Origin of the sequence: Brenneria roseae subsp. americana (genome assembly GCF_003115815.1) — a bacterium.
Taxonomy (GTDB): Bacteria; Pseudomonadota; Gammaproteobacteria; order Enterobacterales; family Enterobacteriaceae; genus Brenneria; species Brenneria roseae.
This window is the reverse complement of record NZ_QDKJ01000016.1, coordinates 1-21,831: the sequence shown is the minus strand read 5'-3', so window position 1 is coordinate 21,831 and position 21,831 is coordinate 1. Positions and strand designations below refer to the sequence as shown.

Here is a 21,831-nt window from a genome sequence, read left to right as displayed (position 1 = left end):
ATAGCGCGGCCGTTTTAACGTCCTCCCCTACAGCCGAACAGAGAAAAGGAACAACGGCATGATACAAAGTAATACCGCGCCGCTGGGCATGGCCGTAACGCCCCATCATTTGGCCAGCGCCAGCGCGCAGGCGGTCCTTCGTGAAGGCGGCAACGCCATCGAAGCCATAGTGGCGGCGGCGGCGACCATGGCCGTGGTGTATCCGCATATGAATGGTCTGGGCGGTGACGGTTTCTGGTTAATTCTGCCCCCCCAAGGCGAGCCCGTCGCCATTGATGCCAGCGGCGCGGCAGGGTCTCTCGCCAGCCGTGACTTTTATCAGGGAGACGCTCACATCCCGCATCGCGGTCCCAAGGCCGCCCTGACGGTTGCCGGCACTGTCGGCGGCTGGCAGGAAGCGCTGGTGTTCTCACAGGCGCTTGGCGGCGCCTCTTTGCCGCTCGCCCGCTTGCTTGCTGACGCCATTCGTTATGCCGCGGACGGCATTCCTGTCACCCAATCCCAGGAAGACGCGCTGACGCAGCACTACCACGAACTGGCTGAGTTTCAGGAATTCAGCCGAATTTTTATACCTCAAGGCGCCATCCCCCGTGCGGGCAGTCGTTTCACCCAACCCGATCTGGCTGATACGTTGACGCTGCTGACGCTGGAAGGGCTCGACAGCTTTTATCGGGGAACGCTGGCTGAACGCTTTGCAGCCCGGATGGCTCAACTGGGTATGCCGCTGACCGGTGAGGATCTGGCGAACTATCGCGCCAGACGCACAACGCCATTACACCTTAGACACAGTAAGGGCGATATTTATAACCTCGCGCCCCCGACTCAAGGGCTGGTTTCCCTCGCCATTCTCGGCCTGACCGATCATCTTGAGATGGAGGATTTAAGCGATAGCCAGACGATCCATCGTATCGTCGAATCCACCAAGCTGGCTTTCGGTCTGCGCGATCGTTTCATTACCGATCCCAAACAGATAACGCAGGATGTGCAGGCATTGCTGGATCCCAACACACTCGGGGCTATGGCCCGACAAATCAATACCCGTCAGGCGGCGCCGTGGGGCTCGGGGAAAGGCCCCGGCGACACCGTGTGGATGGGCGTCTGCGACAGCAGCGGGCTTTGCGTCTCTTTCATCCAGAGCATTTATCATGAATTTGGCAGCGGTATCGTTCTGCCCGGCACCGGTGTGCTCTGGCAAAATCGCGGGGCCTCTTTCAGCCTCGATCCACACCATCTGCTGGCGCTGGAACCGGGCAAACAGCCGTTCCACACGCTCAATCCCGCAGCGGCGCGCCTGTCCGATGGCCGCACCATGGTCTACGGCTCAATGGGCGGCGACGGTCAACCTCAGACGCAGGCCGCGCTGTTTATTCGTCATGTGCTTCAGGGATTGCCTCTGCAACAGGCGATTACCGCTCCGCGCTGGCTGCTGGGCAGAACCTGGGGACAATCCTCCGATACGCTGAAACTTGAAGATCGCTTCAAGCCCGCGACCATTGATGCGCTGCGGGCACTCGGCCACGACGTTGAGCTACTCGGCAGCTTCAGCGAAACGGTAGGCCATGCCGGTGCGATCGTCCGTCATACCAACGGCATGCTGGAAGGGGCGTGCGATCCCCGCAGCAACGGCAGTGCCGCCGGATTCTAGTTTTATTGGCAGGGAGAAAAAAATGTCAACCAAACCCATCGATAACGATGTACTGGCAGTCTATCTGCAACAAATGGAGACGCTACAGTCGCTACAGCTCAGCCATGAACGGCGTCAGGAATTGCTGGTTCAGTTCAGCCGCATACATGCCATGGCGCAACCGCTGATGGATTTCCCGCTTGATGATCGACAGGAAATCGCCGGAGTGTATCGGCTATGAGTGAATTTCAATGTCTGTCCATTAAACAGATCCGGCAGGGTCTACTGGCAGGCGAGTTTTCCGCCAGAGAAATAGCACAGCAGACGCTGGATACCATTGAGTATACCAACCCTGACATTAATGCCTATACGCAGGTCACCCACCAGCGCATGCTGGATGAAGCCGACCATCTGGATCAGCGGCGCTTGCGCGGTGAAACCTTGCCGCCACTGGCAGGCGTTCCCTATGCGGTAAAAAATCTCTTTGATGTCAAAGGGGAAACCACGCTGGCTGGCGCGCAGTTATTCAGTCAGCGTCCGCCCGCCTCACAGGATGCGTTCGCCATACAACAGCTGACCCGTCAGGGCGCGTTGCTCTCCGGTATGCTGAACATGGACGCCTATGCTTACGGCTTTACTACAGAGAACAGTTACTACGGCGCCACGCGCAATCCCATCGACAGGCAGCGCGTTGCCGGTGGTTCATCCGGTGGATCTGCCGCCGCGGTTGCCGCGGGTCTGGTCAATTTTACCCTGGGTAGCGACACCAATGGGTCAATTCGCGTTCCGGCTTCTTTGTGCGGGATTTTGGGTCTGAAACCCACCTTTGGCCGCCTGTCACGCAGCGGCAGCCAGCCGTTTGTCGCCAGCCTCGATCATATTGGGCCACTGGCGCGCAGCGCCGAAGATCTGACGCTGGTTTTTGATGCGCTGCAAGGGCAGGACGGTACGGATCGTTTTCAGTCGGAACGTGCCCCATCGCCTTCTGTTGCCCTGCTGAAAGAAGGCGCTCGCGGCCTGCGCAGCACGGTTCTGGAAGGGTATTTCTCCGAGTGGAGCAGCCGCGAGGCCAAAACCGCCGTTCGGCAAATAGCCAACGCCCTGGATGCGCAAACCAGTCTCACCTTACCTGACGCCGGTCTGGCACGGACGGCGGCCTTCATCATGTCTGCCAGCGAAGGGGGTAATCACTATCTCCCCGCCCTGCGTGAAAGTCCGGAGCTGTTTGAGCCGCTTTCCCGTGAACGTCTGTTGGCCGGCGCCATGATCCCTGCGGCCTGGTATGTACAGGCGCAGCGTTTCCGCAATCATTTCCGTCAACAGGTTCTTTCCCTGTTTGAACACACCGACCTGCTGATTGCAGCAGCCACGCCGGTAACCGCTACGCTGATTGGGCAAGAGACGATGCACATCAATGGCGCCGATCTGCCGGTACGTGCCAGCATGGGAATACTGACGCAGCCGATTTCCTTCGTCGGCTTACCCGTCGTGACGGTGCCGGTCATGACAGACAACGGCTTACCGATAGGCGTGCAGCTCATCGCCGCACCGTGGCGTGAAGATTTCTGTCTGCGTGCCGCCTGGGCGCTGGAGCAGCAGGGCATCACACAGGTTTGTTCCTTTTCTCAGGAGTCACGTTAATGTTGCACGATGATATTAATCAGCCCGATGTACTGGCTGAAGTCACTATCGCCTTCCATCGCTATGAAAAAGCGCTGACCGGTAATGACATCGACGTATTGGATGAGTTGTTCTGGCACGATGCCCGAACCGTTCGCTATGGTGCGGGAGAAAACCTGTACGGGATTGATGAAATCCGGGCGTTTCGTCTGGCCCGCCCATCCGCCGGGCTGGATCGCCAGTTGCAAAATACGGTTATCACCACTTACGGACAGCATATGGCAGTGGCCAGCACCGAGTTTCGCCGGGAGGGCAGCGCAAAAACCGGGCGACAGATGCAAACCTGGGTGAAGATGCCGGAAGGCTGGCGCATCGTTGCCGCACACGTCAGCCTGATGAGCGAATAGCGTTGCGCGCCTTTCATTTATTATTCCCCTTCCGTACACCGCCGGTAGCCACGACGCCTCCCATTACAGGGTATGGCTGTCGTGCATACCTCGCCGGCGCCCGGCGATCATCGTCAGTAATATCGTCTGGTTATCGGGGAAAATAAGCGTTGAGATCGACTGGCAAGAACCGGAAATTATCTCCTTACATACAGCAAGATATTGACGAATAACCGGTGTCAATTCAGAAGATATTTTGTTAACTGAATCACATCATATAACGATTTCAATATCACCGTTTTTCACTACCCAAACGCCCCTCAATCACACCGAACGGCCATAACATATATTTTTGCTATACTGAATCTGCATGGCGACGATCTGCTCAATAATTTACGCACATAAATCGTCCTATTGTGGTGCCTATAACCCGACAATCATCGATTATTCAAATTTATATTCATCGGATAAATACCAGAATAATCAACGATCAAGCGACAATAGAAATAAATTATTTAAATCGCAAAAATAAAAACTCACAACCCATTGTTAAATATGAAATTTAAATGAAATAAACGCATCATAAAATTAGGAAAACCCATAAGAGCAAAAAGCGAAAAATGATATGAAAATCACATTAATCATTCCTCCTTTCACACCGTTATTCAGACGGCAAGGGGTTGTCTCAGAATCTCATTATGGTAGGGTAGACGGCGTTCAACCATTACCAGGATGATGTTATAGAATTATAAACGACCATAGGAAAACAATCATTTCATGGCAATAAAACTTGAAGTAAAAAACCTTTACAAGGTATTTGGCGAGCATCCTGACCGCGCATTCAAGCTGATCGATAAAGGTTTGAGCAAGGATCAGATATTTGAAAAAACCGGTCTCACTATCGGTGTGAAAGATGCCAGTCTGGCCATTGAAGAAGGCGAGATATTTGTCATCATGGGATTATCCGGCTCCGGTAAATCCACCATGGTACGCCTTCTCAATCGTCTGATAGAACCGACCCGAGGTCAGGTTCTGATTGATGGTGAAGATATCTCCCAGATATCCGACGCCGCGTTGCGCGACGTACGCCGCAAGAAAATCAGTATGGTATTCCAGTCATTTGCGCTGATGCCGCATCTGAACATCCTCAGCAACACGGCATTCGGCATGGAACTCGCCGGTTTACCGAAAGCAGAGCGTGAACAGAAAGCGCTTAGCGCGCTGCAACAGGTCGGGCTCGAAACCTATGCCAACTCCTATCCGGATGAACTTTCCGGCGGGATGCGTCAGCGCGTTGGCCTGGCTCGCGCACTGGCGAACGACCCGGATATCCTGCTGATGGATGAGGCATTCTCTGCACTGGACCCACTGATCCGTGCAGAAATGCAGGATGAGTTGATCAAACTCCAGTCCCGTAACCAACGCACCATCGTCTTCATTTCGCACGATCTGGACGAAGCGATGCGCATCGGCGACCGCATTGCCATCATGCACGGTGGTGAAGTCATTCAGGTGGGTACGCCAGACGAGATTCTGAATAATCCGGCCAACGATTACGTTCGCACCTTCTTCCGGGGCGTGGATATCAGCCACGTCTTTAGCGCCAAGGATATCGCACGCCGTCGTCCGGTTACGCTTATCCGCAAAACACCCGGCGTCGGACCGCGTTCCGCACTGAAAATTTTGCAGGATGAAGACCGTGATTATGGCTACGTGCTGGAACGCGGACAAAAATTTATTGGTATCGTGTCGATTGATTCTCTGAAACAAGCATTGAAAGCGCAACAGCCGCTGGAACAGGCGTTGCTTTCCGATCCGGCCCCGGTGCCTGCGGATATGTCGCTCAATGAACTGATTTCTCAGGTTGCGCAGGCCCCTTGCGCTGTCCCGGTCATCGGTGAAAACAACGAGTACATTGGCATCATTTCCAAAGGAATGCTGCTGCAGGCGCTGGATAAGGAAGGAGTGACCAATGAGTAAATCAACACCGAATCCGTGGGAAAACACGACCATCGAACATGAACAGGGCACCGATCAGGCAGCAAACCAGAGCCAGAATGGTGCCGCAGCACAGAGCGATCCCTGGTCAGCCACTACACAAGATGCACCAACCGATCAGACGCCGCCGGCAGGACAGGACGCGGCGCCTCAAACCGATCCCTGGTCCACCAGCGCGCCAGCGCAGGATGCTCCCGCCGGCGCGGATGCGTGGAACAGCGCGCCGACGTCCGGAGGCTCGGACGCAGCGCAGCAAGGCAGCGACTGGCTGAACAGTGCCGCTCCGGCGGCGCCTGAACACTTCAATTTACTTGATCCGTTCAGAGATACGCTGATCCCGCTGGATAGCTGGGTCACACACGGCATCGACTGGCTGGTACTGCATTTCAGGCCGCTGTTTCAGGGCGTGCGCGTGCCCGTCGATTTCGTTCTGAGCGGTTTTCAACAATTGCTGCTTGGTATGCCCGCACCAATCGCCATTCTGGTGTTTTCGCTGTTCGCCTGGCAGATATCCAGTCTGGGTATGGGCGCCGCCACCTTGATTTCCCTGATTGCCATCGGGGCCATCGGCGCGTGGTCGCAGGCAATGATTACGCTGGCGCTGGTGCTGACGGCGCTGTTCTTCTGCATACTGATTGGCTTGCCAATGGGAATCTGGCTGGCTCGCAGCGAACGCGCCGCCAGAGTGATCCGGCCCTTGCTGGATGCGATGCAGACAACGCCTGCGTTTGTTTATCTGGTGCCGATCGTTATGCTGTTCGGTATCGGTAATGTCCCGGGCGTGGTGGTGACCATCATCTTTGCCCTGCCGCCCATTATTCGCCTGACCATTCTGGGGATCCGTCAGGTTCCGGCTGATTTGATTGAAGCCGCGGAATCTTTCGGGGCCAGTCCGAGTCAGATGCTATTTAAAGTCCAGTTACCGCTGGCGATGCCGACCATTATGGCGGGCGTAAACCAGACGCTGATGCTGGCGCTGTCGATGGTGGTGATTGCCTCCATGATCGCCGTGGGCGGTTTAGGCCAAATGGTCCTGCGCGGTATCGGTCGATTGGATATGGGCCTGGCCGCCATCGGTGGTGTCGGTATCGTCATTCTGGCCATCATTCTCGACCGTCTGACCCAATCACTGGGCCGTGACAGACGCAGCAAGGGCAACAAAAGCTGGTATACCTTCGGCCCTATCGGCCTGATCGTTCGCCCTTTCATCAAGCAGTAACACAGTACGCCGGTTGTCTGACGACGACAGACAACCGGCAACGCCAATACCAGACTCAGCGCCTGTTCCATCAGGCATCAATCATTGCAGGCCGTTTAAACACGGATAAACGCAAACAACATGGCAAACACCACACACCTGCAACCTGAAAGATGAAACACAACACAAAAAAGAGGGGAACCATCATGGGTAAAACCAAAATCTGGGCAGCCGCCTTAACCACCGCGCTACTGAGTACATCGCTTTACGCCGCCGACGATCTACCCGGTAAAGGCGTTAGAGTCATTCCGGTGCAAAGCACCATTTCCGAAGAAACGTTCCAGACGCTGTTGGTCAGCAGAGCGCTGGAAAAACTGGGCTATGAGGTGCAACCGATTCGTGAAGTGGACTATAACGTCGCTTACACCTCGATTGCGTCCGGTGACGCAACATTTATCGCCGTAAACTGGGATCCGCTTCAGTCTGACATGTATGCTTCCGCTGGCGGCGACGCCAAATTCTACCGTCAGGGTGAATATGTGTCCGGCGCCGCGCAGGGTTACCTGATCGATAAAAAAACGGCGGAACAATACAAGATCACCAATATTGAACAGTTAAAAGATCCGGCAATCGCCAAACTGTTCGATACCAATGGTGATGGTAAAGCTGACCTGACCGGCTGTAATCCGGGCTGGGGTTGTGAAGCCGCGATCAATAACCATATCAGCGCCTATGGCCTGACTAACACCATCGAACATAATCAGGGGAACTACGCGGCCCTGATCGCCGATACCATTACCCGCTATAAAGAAGGCAAGCCGATTCTTTACTACACCTGGACACCGTACTGGGTCAGCGATGTGCTGGTTCCGGGACGCGACGTAGTCTGGCTACAGGTGCCTTTCTCTTCTCAACCGGGAGAAATGAAAGGCGTCAGTACCAAACTGCCTAACGGCGCTGACTATGGCTTCCCGGTCAACAACATGAAAATTGCGGCCAATAAAGAATGGGCGGAGAAAAATCCGGCGGCAGCAAAACTGTTCTCCATCATGAAATTACCGCTGGCCGATATCAATGCGCAGAACCTGCGTATGCACGAAGGACAAGGCTCTCAGCAGGATATTGAACGTCATGTGGACGGTTGGATCAACGCCCACCAGCAGCAGTTTGACGAGTGGGTAAAAACCGCGGCTGAAGCTGCGAAGTAAACCATTTTTCATTCACTAAACCAGAACAGTATCATCAAAGGCGGCTTTGCCGCCTTCTTTCGTTTCCCCACGATAGCCGCAATATCTTCTGGCATCTCGTCATCAGCTGTTTGATACTATCCGCAACGATCAGCATTATTAACATTACATTAACTACCGTAAACTATGCCATCTCAGCCGAAACCGCCGGGTCTCAGCCTGTCTCTGACTCTTATCATGTCTGTCGCCACCGGTCTCGCCGTTGCCAGTAATTACTATGCCCAGCCGCTGCTGGAAACAATCGCCAGAGCATTTGAACTCTCCGTCAATCAGGCTGGTTTTATCGTTACCGCCGCCCAGCTCGGCTACGCCGTGGGTTTACTGTTTCTGGTTCCGCTGGGAGACATGTTTGAACGGCGGACGCTGATTGTCGGCATGACGTTGCTCGCCGCGGGCGGGATGTTGATTACCGCCTCTTCCACCACGCTATGGCTGATGATTACCGGCACCGCGTTAACGGGACTGTTCTCTGTCGTCGCGCAAATTCTGGTTCCGCTCGCTGCCACGCTGGCAACGCCAGAAACCCGGGGTAAGGTCGTCGGCACCATCATGAGCGGTCTGCTGCTCGGTATCCTGTTGGCCCGAACGGTCGCAGGCGCGCTGGCCTCACTGGGCAGTTGGCGTACTGTCTACTGGGTCGCCAGCACACTGATGGCGATCATGGCACTGATACTCTGGCGTACTCTGCCGCGAATCCGTCAGGAAAATACGTTGAATTATCCGCAGCTGTTAGCATCCATCTTCCAGCTGTTTGCCACCACGCCACTTTTGCGCACCCGCGCACTGCTGGGCTGCTTTTCCTTTGCCAACTTCAGCATCTTATGGACGTCCATGGCTTTTCTGCTGGCCGCTCCGCCCTACAATTATTCCGAAGGCGTGATTGGCCTGTTCGGATTGGTCGGCGCCGCGGGCGCGCTGGCTGCATCACGCGCGGGGCGTCTGGTCGATCAAGGGAAAGCCCGGCAAAGCACTATCGCCGGTTTGCTGGTGTTATTGCTGTCATGGCTATTTGTCGCCTTTGGTATTCAGTCGGTAATCGCGCTGTTAATCGGCATCATCGCGCTGGATCTTGCCGTTCAAGGGGTCCATGTCACTAACCAGAGCGTGATCTATCGAATGATGCCGGAAGCACGTAACCGCCTGACCGCCGGTTACATGACCAGCTACTTCATTGGCGGCGCGCTGGGATCGATAATTTCCGCATCGGCCTATCAGCACTGGGGCTGGCTGGGCGTGTGTGCGGCAGGCAGTATTACCAGTCTGTTGAACCTGCTGGTCTGGTGGCAAGGTCACCATTATGAACGCCAGAGCGCAGTCGCTCCCGCCGAACAATAAACATACATGTTGAAGACACGTGAAATCCTGATAACGCTTTGATATGGTTATCGGTCTGTCGGGTTTTAAAACCGCCACCAAACTTTGTGGATACCGTGAATACATCAGAACAGCAGATACTTGCCTCATCAGAGGCGCCTGCCAGCGCGTCCTTCGGCGAAGGCGTATTTGACAGTTTACCCATCGTTATCGGCTATGTTCCTGTCGCCTTTGCCTTCGGCATGAATGCGGTAAAGCTGGGCTTCACACCGCTGGAAGGGATTTTTCTGTCCTGCATCATCTATGCCGGCGCCAGTCAGTTTGTCATTACCGCGCTACTAAGCGCCGGCATGTCAATCTGGGTTGCCGCCTTGACCGTCATGGCGATGGATATCCGGCATGTTCTGTATGGTCCCGCATTACGCCACCGCATTCTGCAACGACTGCCAACCGGTAAAACGGCGCTGTGGGCGTTCGGTCTGACTGATGAAGTGTTTGCGGCGGCCACCACACGGTTGGCACGTAATAATCGGCGCTGGTCGGAAAACTGGATGCTGGGTGTGGCGCTATGCGCCTGGCTTTCGTGGGTGGCCGGAACCGTTATCGGCGCCTTCTTCGGCAATGGTCCGTTGAATGATTACCCTGCCGTAGAGGCCGCGCTCTCTTTTATGCTGCCCGCCTTGTTTCTGAGCTTTTTACTGGCTTCATTTAAACGCCGCCAAAGCCTTATCGTCGCCAGTGCATTGGGTGGCGCGCTGTTAGGCCTGCTGATTTCTTCCATTCCGGCCGCGATACTCATCGGTATCGGCGGCGGCTGCCTGGCCGCGCTCTTCCAACCTATCGCCCCTTCGCAGGTAACACCATGAGCACACAAGTTATTCTGATCGGTCTGATGGTTGGTCTGGCTAATTTTCTTTTTCGTTATTTGCCGCTGCGGTTAGGCTCATCCCGCGCTTCCGGCACGTTACAGCGCGGCAAAGCCGCCTTGCTGCTGGACAGCATTGGGATTGCTTCAATTTGTGCCCTGCTGATTGTTTCCAGCGTACCGGACATTCTCGCCCACAACGAAAAACTACTGCCGACGCTGGTTGGGTTCACAACGCTGACCTTCTGCTTTTATAAAACCCGCAGTATCGTTTTTTCCACTCTGCTCGGCGCCTTGTGCTACGGCATTGCGTTTAAATTATTTTGACACACTGATAAAAAGCAAACATAACGATATGATATTAAATGAATAATTTTATTTAGATCCCTTTCCCGGAGCCATTTTGCTTACTTTCTGACACAGAATTAATCACGCTTCTCATTTACCTATTTAGTAACATTAGTTACTATGCAGGCCGTGATTAATGAGGTGCACATAAAATGGATAGTTCATTTAGCCCCATCGAAAAAATGCTGAGTCTGCGAGCTTCACGTAAACCTGATTTCCCTCATCAGGAAGTGCTGTTGCTGCGTTTGTGTATGCACATGCAGACCAAAATTCTGGAACACAGAAACAGAATGCTTAAAGAACAAGGGATTAATGAAACCCTGTTTATGGCATTAATTACGCTGGAATCTCAAGAGTCTTACAGTATTCAACCTTCTGAACTCAGTGCCGCACTGGGCTCATCGCGTACCAATGCCACCCGCATTGCCGACGATCTGGAGAAAAGAGGCTGGATAGAAAGACGTGAGAGCAGTAGTGACCGCCGCTGCCTGCATTTACACATGACGGAAGCAGGTAAGGCGTTTCTCGATCAGTTGCTTCCTCCACAACATAAAAACCTCCATTTTCTCTGGTCAACGCTCAGCGGCAACGAACAAAAACAGTTGGAAACCCTGATGCGCAAGCTGCTGACCCGACTGGATGAAATGGACGAAATAAAAGACCTGTAACCGGTTAGTTTTTAAAACAAGACACCACTTACCCCCATTGTCTCTGGTACTTCCCAATGATTATTTCATCGGGGGGCGGTGTTTTTTGTAGAAAATATCAATTTGCGTTTTTCCGGGCCACTTTGCGGCAGGTTAACGCAACAACGGACTTTGTTGCCGGAATCATCGACATTCCGGCGTATAACCGCGGCGTGATGCGCAACATTAACCATGACAGGGTTATCGCCAGCAGTAGCAATCGCGATATCCGGCAAAAAGAGAACAAAGAGAGCACCCCATGAGTGAAAACGTGGAAAATCAGGCACCTCAACAGACTTTGCGGAAAAACAAGAAAAGGCAGCGTAAACAGATCCTGACGCTGATGACCTTTATCTTCGTTGTGCTCGGCGCCGCCTGGTTTATTTACTGGTTCCTGATCCTCAGACATCACCAAAGCACCGACGATGCCTATATCGCCGGTAATCAGATTCAGGTGATGGCACAGGTGACCGGCAGCGTGACTCGCGTCAATGTCGATAATACCGATTTTGTTAAACAGGGCGACGTACTGGTCGAACTGGATCCGACGGATGCGCAGCAGGCCTTTGAACGAGCGAAAACCGCGCTCGCCAGCAGCGTGCGTCAAACACATCAGTTGATTATTAACAGCAAGCAGTATCAGGCCAATATTGAGCTGCGCCAGACGGAATTGAACAAAGCGCAAAGCGACTTAAACCGCCGGGAGGCGCTGGGCAGCGCTAACGCCATTGGCCGCGAAGAAGTCCAGCACGCCCGGGATGCCGTCGCCAGCGCCAAAGCGTCGCTGGAAGTGGCCAAACAGCAATACCTTGCCAATCAGGCCATGGTGATGGATACCGCATTGGAACAGCAGCCAACGGTACAACAGGCCGCCGCAGAAATGCGTGATGCCTGGCTGGCCTTGCAGCGGACCAAAATCGTTAGTCCGGTTGATGGCTACGTTTCGCGCCGCAGCGTTCAGGTAGGGGCCCGTATTTCCACCACTTCCGCACTGATGGCCGTTGTCCCTGCCGATCACCTGTGGGTTGACGCCAACTTTAAGGAAACGCAGCTCGCCAATATGCGTATCGGCCAGCCGGCTACCGTTATCGCCGATATCTACGGCGATGATGTGGTTTATCAGGGCAAGGTGGTCGGCCTCGACATGGGAACCGGCAGCGCGTTCTCGTTACTGCCCGCACAAAACGCCACGGGTAACTGGATCAAGGTTGTCCAGCGTCTGCCCGTACGTATTGAGCTGGATCCACAACAGGTTGCCGCACACCCGTTGCGTATCGGTTTATCAGCACTGGTTAACGTCGATACCGCGAACAGAGACGGTAAAGCGCTGTCCGAAACGCCACGTGGGGCGCCAGCCTATACCAGTGACGCCCTGTCGCTGGATCTCTCGCCAGTCAACCAGATGATTAGCAGCATCATCCAGGCTAACGCGGGTTAATCTGTCAGGAGATAAACGTGCCGAGAGAACCGCTTAAAGGAGCCAGCCTGGCCTGGATGACCGTTGCCTTATCACTGGCAACGTTCATGCAGGTACTGGACTCCACCATCGCCAACGTGGCCATTCCGACTATCGCCGGTAATCTGGGGGCATCTAACTCACAGGGCACATGGGTGATTACCTCGTTCGGGGTCGCTAACGCGATTTCCATTCCGATTACCGGCTGGCTGGCCAAACGTTTCGGTGAGGTTCGCCTGTTTCTATGGTCCACCGCCTTGTTTGCGCTGACCTCCTGGCTGTGTGGTGTTTCCAACAGCCTGGAAATGCTGATTTTTGCCCGTGTCTTGCAGGGTATTGTCGCCGGGCCACTTATCCCGTTGTCACAAAGTTTGTTGCTCAGTAACTATCCTCCGGCCAAGCGCAGCATTGCGCTGGCGCTCTGGTCGATGACCGTGGTTGTGGCGCCGATTTGCGGCCCGATTCTGGGGGGATGGATCAGTGACAACTATCACTGGGGCTGGATCTTCTTCATCAACGTTCCACTCGGTGTCGCCGTTGTCCTTATCACCTTGCAAACCCTGCGCGGACGGGAAACCAAAACAGAAATCAAACCCATTGATACCATTGGGCTGGCTCTGTTGATTGTCGGTATCGGCAGCCTTCAGATGATGCTCGACAGAGGGAAAGAGCTCGACTGGTTCAACTCCAACGAGATCGTTATCCTGACGGTGGTTGCCGTCGTCGCCCTGGCTTTCCTGATCGTCTGGGAACTCACGGACGATCACCCGGTCGTGGATTTGTCACTGTTCAAATCGCGTAATTTCACGATCGGCTGTTTGTGTATCAGCCTGGCCTATATGTTTTATTTCGGCGCCATCGTTCTGATGCCGCAATTACTGCAAGAAGTCTATGGCTATACGGCTACCTGGGCCGGTCTGGCATCAGCCCCGGTGGGGATAATGCCGGTGGTACTGTCACCGATCATTGGCCGGTTCGCGCCGCGTCTGGATATGCGCAAGCTGGTCACGTTCAGCTTTATCATGTATGCCGTCTGTTTTTACTGGCGCGCCTACACCTTTGAGCCGGGCATGGATTTTGGGGCATCGGCGTGGCCGCAGTTCGTGCAGGGGTTCGCCGTGGCGTGTTTCTTCATGCCGTTGACGACCATCACGCTGTCGGGATTACCGCCTGAACGTCTGGCGGCAGCGTCCAGCCTGTCGAACTTTACCCGAACGCTGGCAGGCTCGATCGGTACATCCATCACCACAACCTTATGGACGCAGCGTGAATCCTTACACCATGCTCATCTGACGGAATCGGTGACGCCTTACAATCCGATAGCGCAGGAAACCTATCAGCAGTTACAGGCAATGGGAATGAGTCAATCTCAGGCTTCCGCCTACATTGCGCAAGAGATTACCGCACAGGGGCTGATTATTTCTGCCAATGAAATATTCTGGGCCGCCGCCGGCGTATTTCTGGTGCTGTTGGTGCTGGTGTGGTTTGCCCGTCCGCCCTTTACCTCCGGCGGCAGAGGCGGAGGCGCACACTGAGCCGCCGATAAAACGCATTTTCCCCGCAGAAAGGTCATTCAGATCGGATTGAAGTTAAAGCGGATTAAAGGGGAAAATGTAAGTCGCCCTTTGACTCAAAGATTTACCATCGTACCAACATAGCTAAACCTGCGGTACTTGCTGCGAGGCCCGAGGCAGGATCAGAAAGAGGCATCTCAAGGATGCCTCTTCAATTTAATATGGCTTCATCAAGCCTGTTGTTTCTGTCGCCACCATTCAGAAAGCAGAATGCCCGTCGCTACAGAAATATTCAGACTTTCAACCTTACCGGTGCCGTCGATCGAAACGTTGACGTCTCCCTGTTGCCATGCGCTATCAGACAGGCCATCGCTTTCCTGTCCCAGCACAATCACCGTCTTTGCCGGGAACGTGGTTTTCGACAATGCCGTACCTTTATGGCTGGAGGTGGTCACAATGGTATAACCCGCATGGCGGAATTCGTCCAACACCGACAGGAAATCATCCGCATTGATCGCTTTAACATGCTCAGCGCCGCCTTCAGCGGTGCGAACTGCCGCGCCCGATTCCAGTTGAGCCGCATCCTGAATCAACACGCCTTTCACGCCAAAATGCGCACAACTACGGATGATCCCGCCGAGGTTATGTGGGTTACCCACATCTTCCAACGCCAGCACGCAATCACTCTCGCCCGCCGTTTGCAGATATTCACGCACATCCATACCCTGACGCTTCTTAATCAGGAAACAAACGCCACCATGGTGCTCGGTACCCGATGCTTTGATCAGTTCTTCATCTTCAACGACGTGATAGGCCTTACGGTTTGCCGCCATCCAGCGCAGTGCCTCACGAAAGCGTGGCGTAACTTCCTGTAGGAACCACGCGCGAACAATTGCATCCGGACGGCTCTTGAACAACGCATGGCAGGCGTTCTCGCCATAAACTCGCGTTTCTTCCTGACGCTGGCGACGAATTTGGGCGGGATCTATCTGGCTTTTACCACTGATGCCGCCGTGATCCGGCACAGACTCGTCGGCAGGGGCTCGAGAAACCGTTTTCCACGGGGAATCATTGGAAATACCGCCTTCGTCACGCGGGCGACGAGGACGCTCGCTGCCACGATCGTTGCGCTCTTTGCCCCATGGGCTTTTTTCACGTGAGTCACCATCACGTGACGGGTTTTCACGGGCATAACGCGGATTCGTATCGCGAGGATGCTGGGGTTTGTCACGCTTATCCCGTGAACCACTCCCATCGCGCCGGCCACCGCCGTTCCCACCGCGGCGATCGTTGCCTTCAGGACGCTTGTTTTTGTTATCTTTATCGCCCTCATCATCGCTACGGACGTACATCACACGGACTTTGCCGCTCTTACTATTGAATGAATCGCTCATTGTTCTCTCCACCTACGCGCTGGGCGCGAAGATTACCTTATGTACACCCGCTTAGCTACCTGCTTGTCGTAAAAGCCAGCAGCTATTGTAGCTATTGAGCAAACCACGTTGTTGACCACGCCCCTGCCCGCCATACTTAATTCACCATTAAGTAACATGTTGTTGACCTTTCGTTGCTTACCCGCAACATGCTTTATCAATAACACATTTATTTTAGCCCCTTTTTCTCTGAGGCCTCATTATGAATACGGTATGTGGATCCTGCCATACAACAAATCGCCTGGCTGAAGAACGTATTGATGACCACGCGAAATGTGGACGCTGTGGAGACCCCTTGTTCACAGGCGAAGTCGTGAACGCGACAGAAGCGACGCTGGATAAACTGCTACAGGACGATCTACCGGTTGTTGTCGATTTCTGGGCCCCCTGGTGCGGACCCTGCGTCAACTTTGCGCCCGTGTTTGCAAGTGTCGCACAAGAACGCAGCGAAAAAATACGCTTTATTAAGGTGAATACCGAGTCGGAACCACAGCTCAGCACCCGCTTCCGCATTCGCAGCATCCCAACGCTAATGCTGTTCAAACAAGGGGAACTGGTGGATATCCTCGGCGGCGCCCTGCCTAAAGCCCCCTTTGAAGCCTGGCTGGATGAATCGCTATAAAAAATGACCAGAATCCGGGGCATTATGGCCCCGGATCTTTTGGTCGGATGCTGAGTCGATTAGAATGATATCCTTCTGAATCTGTTTTGCCCACAATGGCCGAAAATGAGGCTGGTTTTCGGCAACACTCAATAGCGTCTCAAACTTCATGATCAATAACGCCGTCCTTCAACTGCGCCAGCAACGTCTTGAGCAGTCAACCAAACCGTTTCGCGCCCGTGGTTGCCGCGTGGTGCGCTGCCAACGCTGCCTGCTGCCGGTCACCACCTGCCTGTGCCATACCATCCAACCCTATGCTTCCCGCAGCCGTTTTTGTCTGGTGATGTTTGATACCGAACCGCTAAAGCCAAGCAACACCGGACGATTGATCGCCGATATTTTACCGGACACACAGGCCTTTCTCTGGTCGCGAACATCGCCAGATGCGCAATTGCTGGCCGCGTTGAGCAACCCGGATTATCAACCTTATCTGGTGTTTCTGGCCGACGACGCGGAAAGCGGACGCCAGGTCTTGCGCCAGTTGCCGTCCCAAGGGAAACCGCCCTTGTTTGTGCTGCTGGACGGCACCTGGCCGGAAGCACGCAAAATGTTTCGCAAAAGCCCTTATCTGGATGCCTTACCTATTCTGTCGCTGAATGTGGATACACTCTCTCGCTATCAACTGCGCGAAGCCAGCAGCGCCGGGCAGCATTGCACCGCCGAAATCGCGATCGCCCTACTCGCGCAGGCCGGGGACGACATGGCTGCGGATGGCCTATCCGCACACTTTGACCGTTTCAGAAAACATTATCTGGCCGGGAAGTCGCATCATACCTTGCGGGAAACTTTACCCATCGTCACAGCATCATTGGCGGAAAACGTTTAGTATCAAATAGTCTTATCCTACAGGAGTGACTTATGAGCCAGCGCGGATTGGAAGCACTATTGCGTCCTAAGTCGATAGCTGTTTTAGGCGCGTCGGAAAAGGCGGGACGGGCAGGCTTTCTGATGATGAGAAACCTGCTGGACGGTAACTTCAGCGGTCCGGTGCTCCCTGTTACGCCAAAATATCGCGCCGTCTGCGGTGTTCTGGCTTATCCGAATGTTGTCAGCCTGCCAATAATGCCCGATTTGGCGGTGATCTGCACCAACGCCAGCCGCAACCTGACGCTGCTGGAAGAGCTGGGACAATGCGGTTGTAAAACCGTCATTATTCTTTCCGCGCCACCGTCACAGTTCAGCGAGCTGAAGGCCTGCGCAGTTCGCTACAATATGCGTTTATTGGGCCCCAACAGTCTGGGTCTGCTCGCTCCCTGGCAAGGATTCAATGCCAGCTTCTCTCCTGTTCCCATCATGAAAGGCAAACTGGCCTTTATTTCCCAATCCGCCGCCGTCTCCAACACGATTCTGGATTGGGCTCAGCAACGAGGTATCGGGTTTTCCTACTTCGTCGCGCTGGGCGACAGTTTGGATATTGATGTCGATGACCTGCTCGATTTTCTGGCGCGTGATGGGAAAACCAGTGCGATTCTGCTGCATATTGAACACATCAGCGATGCACGTCGTTTTCTTTCGGCCGCGCGCAGCGCCTCGAGAAACAAGCCGATTCTGGTGATAAAAAGCGGGCGCAGCCAGCAGGCGCAACAGCTACTGACCCGCCAGCGCCACGGATTGGATGCCGCCTACGATGCGGCTATTCAACGTGCAGGTTTACTGCGGGTGCGGGATACCCATGAGCTCTTTTCAGCCGTGGAAACCCTGAGCCACCTGCGGCCATTGCGCGGCGAACGTCTGCTGATTGTCAGTAACGGGGCTTCCCCCGCCGCACAGGCTCTGGACCAGTTACTCAGTCGACAAGGCAAACTTGCCGTACTCAGCGAATCAACTCAACACCTGCTGCGGGAAAAGTTACCGGAGTATGTCACCATAGGTAACCCGCTCGATTTGCGTGATGACGCCACGGCGGCACGCTATCAGGATGCGATCTCAATACTTCTGGATAGCGACGACGTTGATGCACTGCTGATTATTCACGCTCCCAGTGCTGCGGCGCCGGGCACCGAAAGCGCCGAACAGTTGATCAAATTGTTTCAACAGCACCCGCGTGGCAAACGAATTACGCTGCTGACAAACTGGTGTGGTGAATACTCCTCGCTGGAGGCCCGGCGTTTATTCAACGAAGCAGGCATTCCCACCTACCGCACGCCGGAAGGCGCCGTCACCGCCTTTATGCATATTGTCGAATACCGCCGTAACCAAAAACAACTGATGGAAACGCCGGCTCTGCCGCAGGACCTGACCATCAATGCCAGTCAGGCTCATGAACTGATTCATCAGGCGCTGTCAGACGGCATCACCCAGTTGGACACGCATGAGGTTCAACCCATCCTGCAAGCCTACGGCTTACATACGCTGCCGACCTGGATTGCCGGCGACAGTGCGGAAGCCGTGCATATCGCGGAACAAATCGGTTATCCGGTCGCTATCAAGCTACGTTCCCCCGATATCCCCCATAAGTCTGAAGTACAGGGGGTTATGCTGTACCTGCAAACGGCCAGAGAAGTTCAGCAGGCGGCAGACGCTATCCTCGACCGCGTCAAGCGCACCTATCCTCAGGCAAGAATTCACGGCCTGCTGGTTCAGGGGATGGCAAACCGGGCTGGCGCTCAGGAGCTGCGTATTGCGGTTGAACAGGACCCCGTATTTGGGCCGCTGATTATGCTGGGAGAAGGCGGCGTTGAATGGCGGGAAAAACAAGCTGCTGTAGCCCTGCCGCCGCTCAATATGACGCTGGCGCGTTATCTGGTACTCCAGGCCGTCAAAGGCGGCAAAATTCGCGGCAGCAGTGCATTACGGCCTTTGGATATCCCGGCACTCAGCCGTCTGCTGGTACAGGTTTCCAATCTGGTTCTTGATTGCCCCGAAATCTCCCGGTTGGATATTCATCCGCTGCTTGCTTCAGGAGATGAATTTACATTATTGGATGTCACACTACATCTGGAGCCTTTCAGCGGAGATCCGCAGTCGAGATTGGCGATTCGCCCCTATCCGCAGGAGCTGGAAGAGACGGTAATGCTGAAAAACAATACCGCCTGCCTGTTCCGGCCAATCCTTCCGGAAGATGAACCCTTGCTGAGTAAATTCATTTCCAAAGTGACGAAAGAAGATCTTTATTACCGTTATTTCAGCGAAATTAATGAATTTAATCATGAAGACTTAGCCAATATGACTCAGATTGACTACGATCGAGAAATGGCGTTTATTGCTATACGCCAGACAGAGGAAGGGCCGGAGATAATCGGAGTGACTCGCGCAATTTCAGACCCCGACAATACCAATGCTGAATTCGCTGTTTTAGTACGTTCAGATTTAAAAGGGCTGGGTTTGGGCAGGCGATTGCTGGAGAAGCTCATCCATTATGCACAGACCCACGGGTTGGGACGTCTGAATGGTATCACCATGCCACATAATCAGGGCATGATTACGCTGGCAAAGAAACTGGGTTTTAACATTGATGTTCAACTGGAAGAGGGCATTGTAGCGCTGGAATTGCCGCTGAAAAATTAATCATGCTTCGTGATTCAGCTCCCGCGTCAGGTAATGATCTGCCACTCAATGGTAAAACTTGCTCACAACAGCTAGAAAGTAATGGTATTATCGCCCGATTCGGCTATTCCTTAACTTTTGATGATGACCTCAGGGTCATACACTGATGAGAGAAGAAACGCACTGTGATGTTGTCAAAATTTAAACGCAATAAATACCAACAACACCTTGCACAATTGCCCAAAATCCCTCAGACAGCTGATGATGTTCAGACACTTCACACACCTGAACTTTTTCGCACAACGCTGGTAAACGCTATTCTGAATGCCAGAAAACGCATTTATCTGGTGGCGCTGTATCTTGAGCGTGATGATGGCGGCATGGGTATATTTTCTGCGTTATATGAGGCTAAACGGCAGTGTCCCGAACTTGACATCCGCATTCTGGTTGACTGGCATCGTGCCCAGCGTGGACGGATAGGGGCAGCGGCAGAGAATACCAACGCTGACTGGTATTGCGACATGGCACATAAATATGCGGATATCCAGTTCCCTATCTACGGTGTGCCCGTTAACACTCGCGAAGCATTAGGTGTGCTGCATCTGAAAGGTTTCATCATTGATGACACCGTCATATACAGCGGCGCCAGCCTGAACGACGTCTATCTGCATCAACATGACAAGTATCGTTACGATCGCTATCAGGTGATTCGTAACCCGTTACTGGCTGATACCATGGCTCAGTATATCCAGACTATTCTATCGGCGCCAGCGATCCAACGTCTGGATCGCGTCGACCGTCCCAGAAGTCTGGAAATTAAAAATGAGACTAAACAGTTTCGTCAGGCATTACGCACAACGGCCTATAAAACCCCCGACTGCAATGTCACCGGCGATGAACTGACCGTTACGCCACTGGTTGGTTTGGGTAAACAGAGTCCGCTGAACAAAACTATTCACCATTTGATGTACTGCACAGACAGCCATCTGGTGATGTGTACACCGTATTTTAATCTCCCGGCCCTGCTGGTTCGGAATATTATCCGTTTACTACGGGAAGGGAAGAAAGTCGAAATCATTATTGGCGATAAGACCGCCAATGACTTTTATATTCCAGAAGATCAGCCTTTCAAAATCATCGGCGCACTGCCTTATCTTTATGAGATCAACTTGCGCCGCTTCCTGAGCAGACTACAGCGCTATATTGATGATCAGCAGCTCGTCGTCAGATTATGGAAAGATGGTGATAACAGCTTCCACCTGAAAGGCATGTGGATAGATGATAAATGGCAGTTGCTGACGGGTAATAACCTCAACCCCCGCGCCTGGCGTCTGGATCTGGAAAATGCCATATTAATTCACGATCCCAAACAGTCTCTGTTAGCGCAGCGCCAGAAAGAGTTGGATAGCATCAGAGTCCATACTCAGGTCGTCAAAAGCTATATGGAACTGGAAAGTATTGCGCAATATCCGGTAAAAGTCCGCAAACTCATTCGACGCTTGCGCCGCATTCGAATAGACAGACTGATTAGCCGAATTCTCTGATACTCCCGCTATACAATAAAAAAGCCTCGGAATTTCCGGGGCTTTTTTATATTCCAAGACGGTTATAGTTTGAAAACAGCAAAGGAACGGTAGTGATGAGGCATAAAATACATGAAAAGCAAAAGGCCATCCGATAAAGGATGGCCTTTTGCTTTTATTGAAACCTGGCAGTTCCCTACTCTCACATGGGGAGACCCCACACTACCATCGGCGCTACTGCGTTTCACTGCTGAGTTCGGCATGGGGTCAGGTGGGACCACCGCGCTATCGCCGCCAGGTAAATTCTTTTTAAGCCGAAAACTTTAACCCAATTTCTGGTGCTGATACCCAGAGTCGAACTGGGGACCTCACCCTTACCAAGGGTGCGCTCTACCAACTGAGCCATATCAGCGCACCTAAGTGTTTGATGCCTGGCAGTTTATGGCTCATTTCATGAGCCACCCTTCGGGCC

General features: G+C 53.6%; 19 protein-coding genes, 1 tRNA gene and 1 rRNA gene. 18 read left to right on the top strand and 3 right to left on the bottom strand.

Translation table 11 applies throughout. From position 1 onward, the window contains the following. Nucleotides 1-58 precede the first annotated feature (58 nt). The 14 genes from B4923_RS17740 (at nt 59) to emrB (ending at nt 14,277) form a co-directional block, all read left to right on the top strand. Nucleotides 59-1,645, top strand: coding sequence for a gamma-glutamyltransferase family protein (locus B4923_RS17740; RefSeq protein ID WP_109055703.1), 1,587 nt, complete (start codon nt 59-61; stop codon nt 1,643-1,645). 22 nt (nt 1,646-1,667) lie between these two features. Next, the gene (gene hpxX, locus B4923_RS17735) at nt 1,668-1,865 is read left to right on the top strand and encodes an oxalurate catabolism protein HpxX (protein WP_109055702.1); all 198 of its coding nucleotides are present in this window, start codon (nt 1,668-1,670) and stop codon (nt 1,863-1,865) included. Next, a complete protein-coding gene (locus B4923_RS17730; RefSeq protein WP_109055701.1) occupies nt 1,862-3,265 on the top strand; it encodes an AtzE family amidohydrolase in 1,404 nt (467 codons plus the stop codon). Before hpxX ends, B4923_RS17730 begins: the two co-directional genes overlap by 4 nt. Further along, entirely contained in the window at nt 3,265-3,651 is a 387-nt protein-coding gene (gene hpxZ / locus B4923_RS17725; protein WP_109055700.1) for an oxalurate catabolism protein HpxZ, read from the top strand. The genes B4923_RS17730 and hpxZ overlap by 1 nt, the downstream gene beginning before the upstream one ends. A gap of 756 nt (nt 3,652-4,407) precedes the next feature. Then, complete coding sequence (gene proV, locus B4923_RS17720) at nt 4,408-5,610, top strand: glycine betaine/L-proline ABC transporter ATP-binding protein ProV (RefSeq protein ID WP_109055699.1); 1,203 nt, start codon at nt 4,408-4,410, stop codon at nt 5,608-5,610. After that, entirely contained in the window at nt 5,603-6,847 is a 1,245-nt protein-coding gene (proW, locus tag B4923_RS17715) for a glycine betaine/L-proline ABC transporter permease ProW (RefSeq protein WP_109055698.1), read from the top strand. The genes proV and proW overlap by 8 nt, the downstream gene beginning before the upstream one ends. Nucleotides 6,848-7,032: 185 nt before the next feature. After that, a complete protein-coding gene (proX, locus tag B4923_RS17710) occupies nt 7,033-8,034 on the top strand; it encodes a glycine betaine/L-proline ABC transporter substrate-binding protein ProX (RefSeq protein ID WP_109055697.1) in 1,002 nt (333 codons plus the stop codon). A 165-nt stretch (nt 8,035-8,199) separates the two neighbouring features. After that, nucleotides 8,200-9,408 (top strand): MFS transporter, encoded by a 1,209-nt coding sequence (locus tag B4923_RS17705; RefSeq protein ID WP_109055696.1) that lies wholly within the window; start codon nt 8,200-8,202, stop codon nt 9,406-9,408. A gap of 95 nt (nt 9,409-9,503) precedes the next feature. Beyond that, the gene (locus B4923_RS17700) at nt 9,504-10,253 is read left to right on the top strand and encodes an AzlC family ABC transporter permease (RefSeq protein WP_425428650.1); all 750 of its coding nucleotides are present in this window, start codon (nt 9,504-9,506) and stop codon (nt 10,251-10,253) included. Further along, nucleotides 10,250-10,579: an L-valine transporter subunit YgaH gene (gene ygaH / locus B4923_RS17695; protein WP_109055695.1), complete on the top strand. Its 330-nt coding sequence runs from the start codon at nt 10,250-10,252 to the stop codon at nt 10,577-10,579. The genes B4923_RS17700 and ygaH overlap by 4 nt, the downstream gene beginning before the upstream one ends. 173 nt (nt 10,580-10,752) lie before the next feature. After that, nucleotides 10,753-11,268 carry a transcriptional repressor MprA gene (gene mprA, locus B4923_RS17690; RefSeq protein WP_109055694.1) on the top strand — a complete coding sequence of 172 codons (516 nt, stop codon included), beginning with the start codon at nt 10,753-10,755 and terminating at the stop codon, nt 11,266-11,268. Between the two features lie 56 nt (nt 11,269-11,324). Beyond that, nucleotides 11,325-11,549 (top strand): hypothetical protein, encoded by a 225-nt coding sequence (locus B4923_RS17685; RefSeq protein ID WP_109055693.1) that lies wholly within the window; start codon nt 11,325-11,327, stop codon nt 11,547-11,549. Continuing rightward, the gene (emrA, locus tag B4923_RS17680) at nt 11,546-12,724 is read left to right on the top strand and encodes a multidrug efflux MFS transporter periplasmic adaptor subunit EmrA (RefSeq protein WP_109055692.1); all 1,179 of its coding nucleotides are present in this window, start codon (nt 11,546-11,548) and stop codon (nt 12,722-12,724) included. The genes B4923_RS17685 and emrA overlap by 4 nt, the downstream gene beginning before the upstream one ends. Before the next feature lie 17 nt (nt 12,725-12,741). After that, on the top strand, nt 12,742-14,277 hold the full coding sequence (emrB, locus tag B4923_RS17675) for a multidrug efflux MFS transporter permease subunit EmrB (protein WP_109055691.1): 1,536 nt from the start codon (nt 12,742-12,744) through the stop codon (nt 14,275-14,277). 209 nt (nt 14,278-14,486) lie between these two features. On the opposite strand, the gene B4923_RS17670 is transcribed toward emrB, so the two are convergent. Next, nucleotides 14,487-15,650, bottom strand: a complete 1,164-nt coding sequence (locus B4923_RS17670) for a tRNA/rRNA methyltransferase (RefSeq protein WP_109055690.1) — start codon at nt 15,648-15,650, stop codon at nt 14,487-14,489. Between the two features lie 241 nt (nt 15,651-15,891). Between B4923_RS17670 and trxC the strand changes: the two genes are divergently transcribed. The 4 genes from trxC (at nt 15,892) to pssA (ending at nt 21,380) form a co-directional block, all read left to right on the top strand. Next, nucleotides 15,892-16,311 carry a thioredoxin TrxC gene (gene trxC / locus B4923_RS17665; protein ID WP_109055689.1) on the top strand — a complete coding sequence of 140 codons (420 nt, stop codon included), beginning with the start codon at nt 15,892-15,894 and terminating at the stop codon, nt 16,309-16,311. Nucleotides 16,312-16,459: 148 nt separating this feature from the next. Beyond that, on the top strand, nt 16,460-17,176 hold the full coding sequence (locus B4923_RS17660; protein WP_109055688.1) for a tRNA-uridine aminocarboxypropyltransferase: 717 nt from the start codon (nt 16,460-16,462) through the stop codon (nt 17,174-17,176). Between the two features lie 32 nt (nt 17,177-17,208). Continuing rightward, nucleotides 17,209-19,857 (top strand): bifunctional acetate--CoA ligase family protein/GNAT family N-acetyltransferase, encoded by a 2,649-nt coding sequence (locus B4923_RS17655; RefSeq protein WP_109055687.1) that lies wholly within the window; start codon nt 17,209-17,211, stop codon nt 19,855-19,857. A gap of 167 nt (nt 19,858-20,024) precedes the next feature. Continuing rightward, the gene (gene pssA / locus B4923_RS17650) at nt 20,025-21,380 is read left to right on the top strand and encodes a CDP-diacylglycerol--serine O-phosphatidyltransferase (RefSeq protein WP_109055686.1); all 1,356 of its coding nucleotides are present in this window, start codon (nt 20,025-20,027) and stop codon (nt 21,378-21,380) included. Between the two features lie 162 nt (nt 21,381-21,542). Here the strand turns inward: pssA and rrf are convergent. After that, nucleotides 21,543-21,658: ribosomal RNA gene (gene rrf, locus B4923_RS17645) — 5S ribosomal RNA — on the bottom strand. 37 nt (nt 21,659-21,695) lie between these two features. Beyond that, nucleotides 21,696-21,771: transfer RNA gene (locus B4923_RS17640), tRNA-Thr, on the bottom strand. Nucleotides 21,772-21,831: the final 60 nt, after the last annotated feature.

What these genes read in the sequence shown, in the direction of transcription:
- B4923_RS17740 (WP_109055703.1), top strand. Translation starts at nt 59, where the DNA reads ATGATACAAAGTAATACCGCGCCGCTGGGCATGGCCGTAACGCCCCAT.
- pssA (WP_109055686.1), top strand. Translation starts at nt 20,025, where the DNA reads ATGTTGTCAAAATTTAAACGCAATAAATACCAACAACACCTTGCACAA.
- hpxX (WP_109055702.1), top strand. Translation starts at nt 1,668, where the DNA reads ATGTCAACCAAACCCATCGATAACGATGTACTGGCAGTCTATCTGCAA.
- hpxZ (WP_109055700.1), top strand. Translation starts at nt 3,265, where the DNA reads ATGTTGCACGATGATATTAATCAGCCCGATGTACTGGCTGAAGTCACT.
- proW (WP_109055698.1), top strand. Translation starts at nt 5,603, where the DNA reads ATGAGTAAATCAACACCGAATCCGTGGGAAAACACGACCATCGAACAT.
- B4923_RS17660 (WP_109055688.1), top strand. Translation starts at nt 16,460, where the DNA reads ATGATCAATAACGCCGTCCTTCAACTGCGCCAGCAACGTCTTGAGCAG.
- B4923_RS17730 (WP_109055701.1), top strand. Translation starts at nt 1,862, where the DNA reads ATGAGTGAATTTCAATGTCTGTCCATTAAACAGATCCGGCAGGGTCTA.
- B4923_RS17685 (WP_109055693.1), top strand. Translation starts at nt 11,325, where the DNA reads ATGATTATTTCATCGGGGGGCGGTGTTTTTTGTAGAAAATATCAATTT.
- B4923_RS17705 (WP_109055696.1), top strand. Translation starts at nt 8,200, where the DNA reads ATGCCATCTCAGCCGAAACCGCCGGGTCTCAGCCTGTCTCTGACTCTT.
- B4923_RS17655 (WP_109055687.1), top strand. Translation starts at nt 17,209, where the DNA reads ATGAGCCAGCGCGGATTGGAAGCACTATTGCGTCCTAAGTCGATAGCT.
- B4923_RS17670 (WP_109055690.1), bottom strand. Translation starts at nt 15,650, where the DNA reads ATGAGCGATTCATTCAATAGTAAGAGCGGCAAAGTCCGTGTGATGTAC.
- ygaH (WP_109055695.1), top strand. Translation starts at nt 10,250, where the DNA reads ATGAGCACACAAGTTATTCTGATCGGTCTGATGGTTGGTCTGGCTAAT.
- mprA (WP_109055694.1), top strand. Translation starts at nt 10,753, where the DNA reads ATGGATAGTTCATTTAGCCCCATCGAAAAAATGCTGAGTCTGCGAGCT.
- emrA (WP_109055692.1), top strand. Translation starts at nt 11,546, where the DNA reads ATGAGTGAAAACGTGGAAAATCAGGCACCTCAACAGACTTTGCGGAAA.
- trxC (WP_109055689.1), top strand. Translation starts at nt 15,892, where the DNA reads ATGAATACGGTATGTGGATCCTGCCATACAACAAATCGCCTGGCTGAA.
- proX (WP_109055697.1), top strand. Translation starts at nt 7,033, where the DNA reads ATGGGTAAAACCAAAATCTGGGCAGCCGCCTTAACCACCGCGCTACTG.
- proV (WP_109055699.1), top strand. Translation starts at nt 4,408, where the DNA reads ATGGCAATAAAACTTGAAGTAAAAAACCTTTACAAGGTATTTGGCGAG.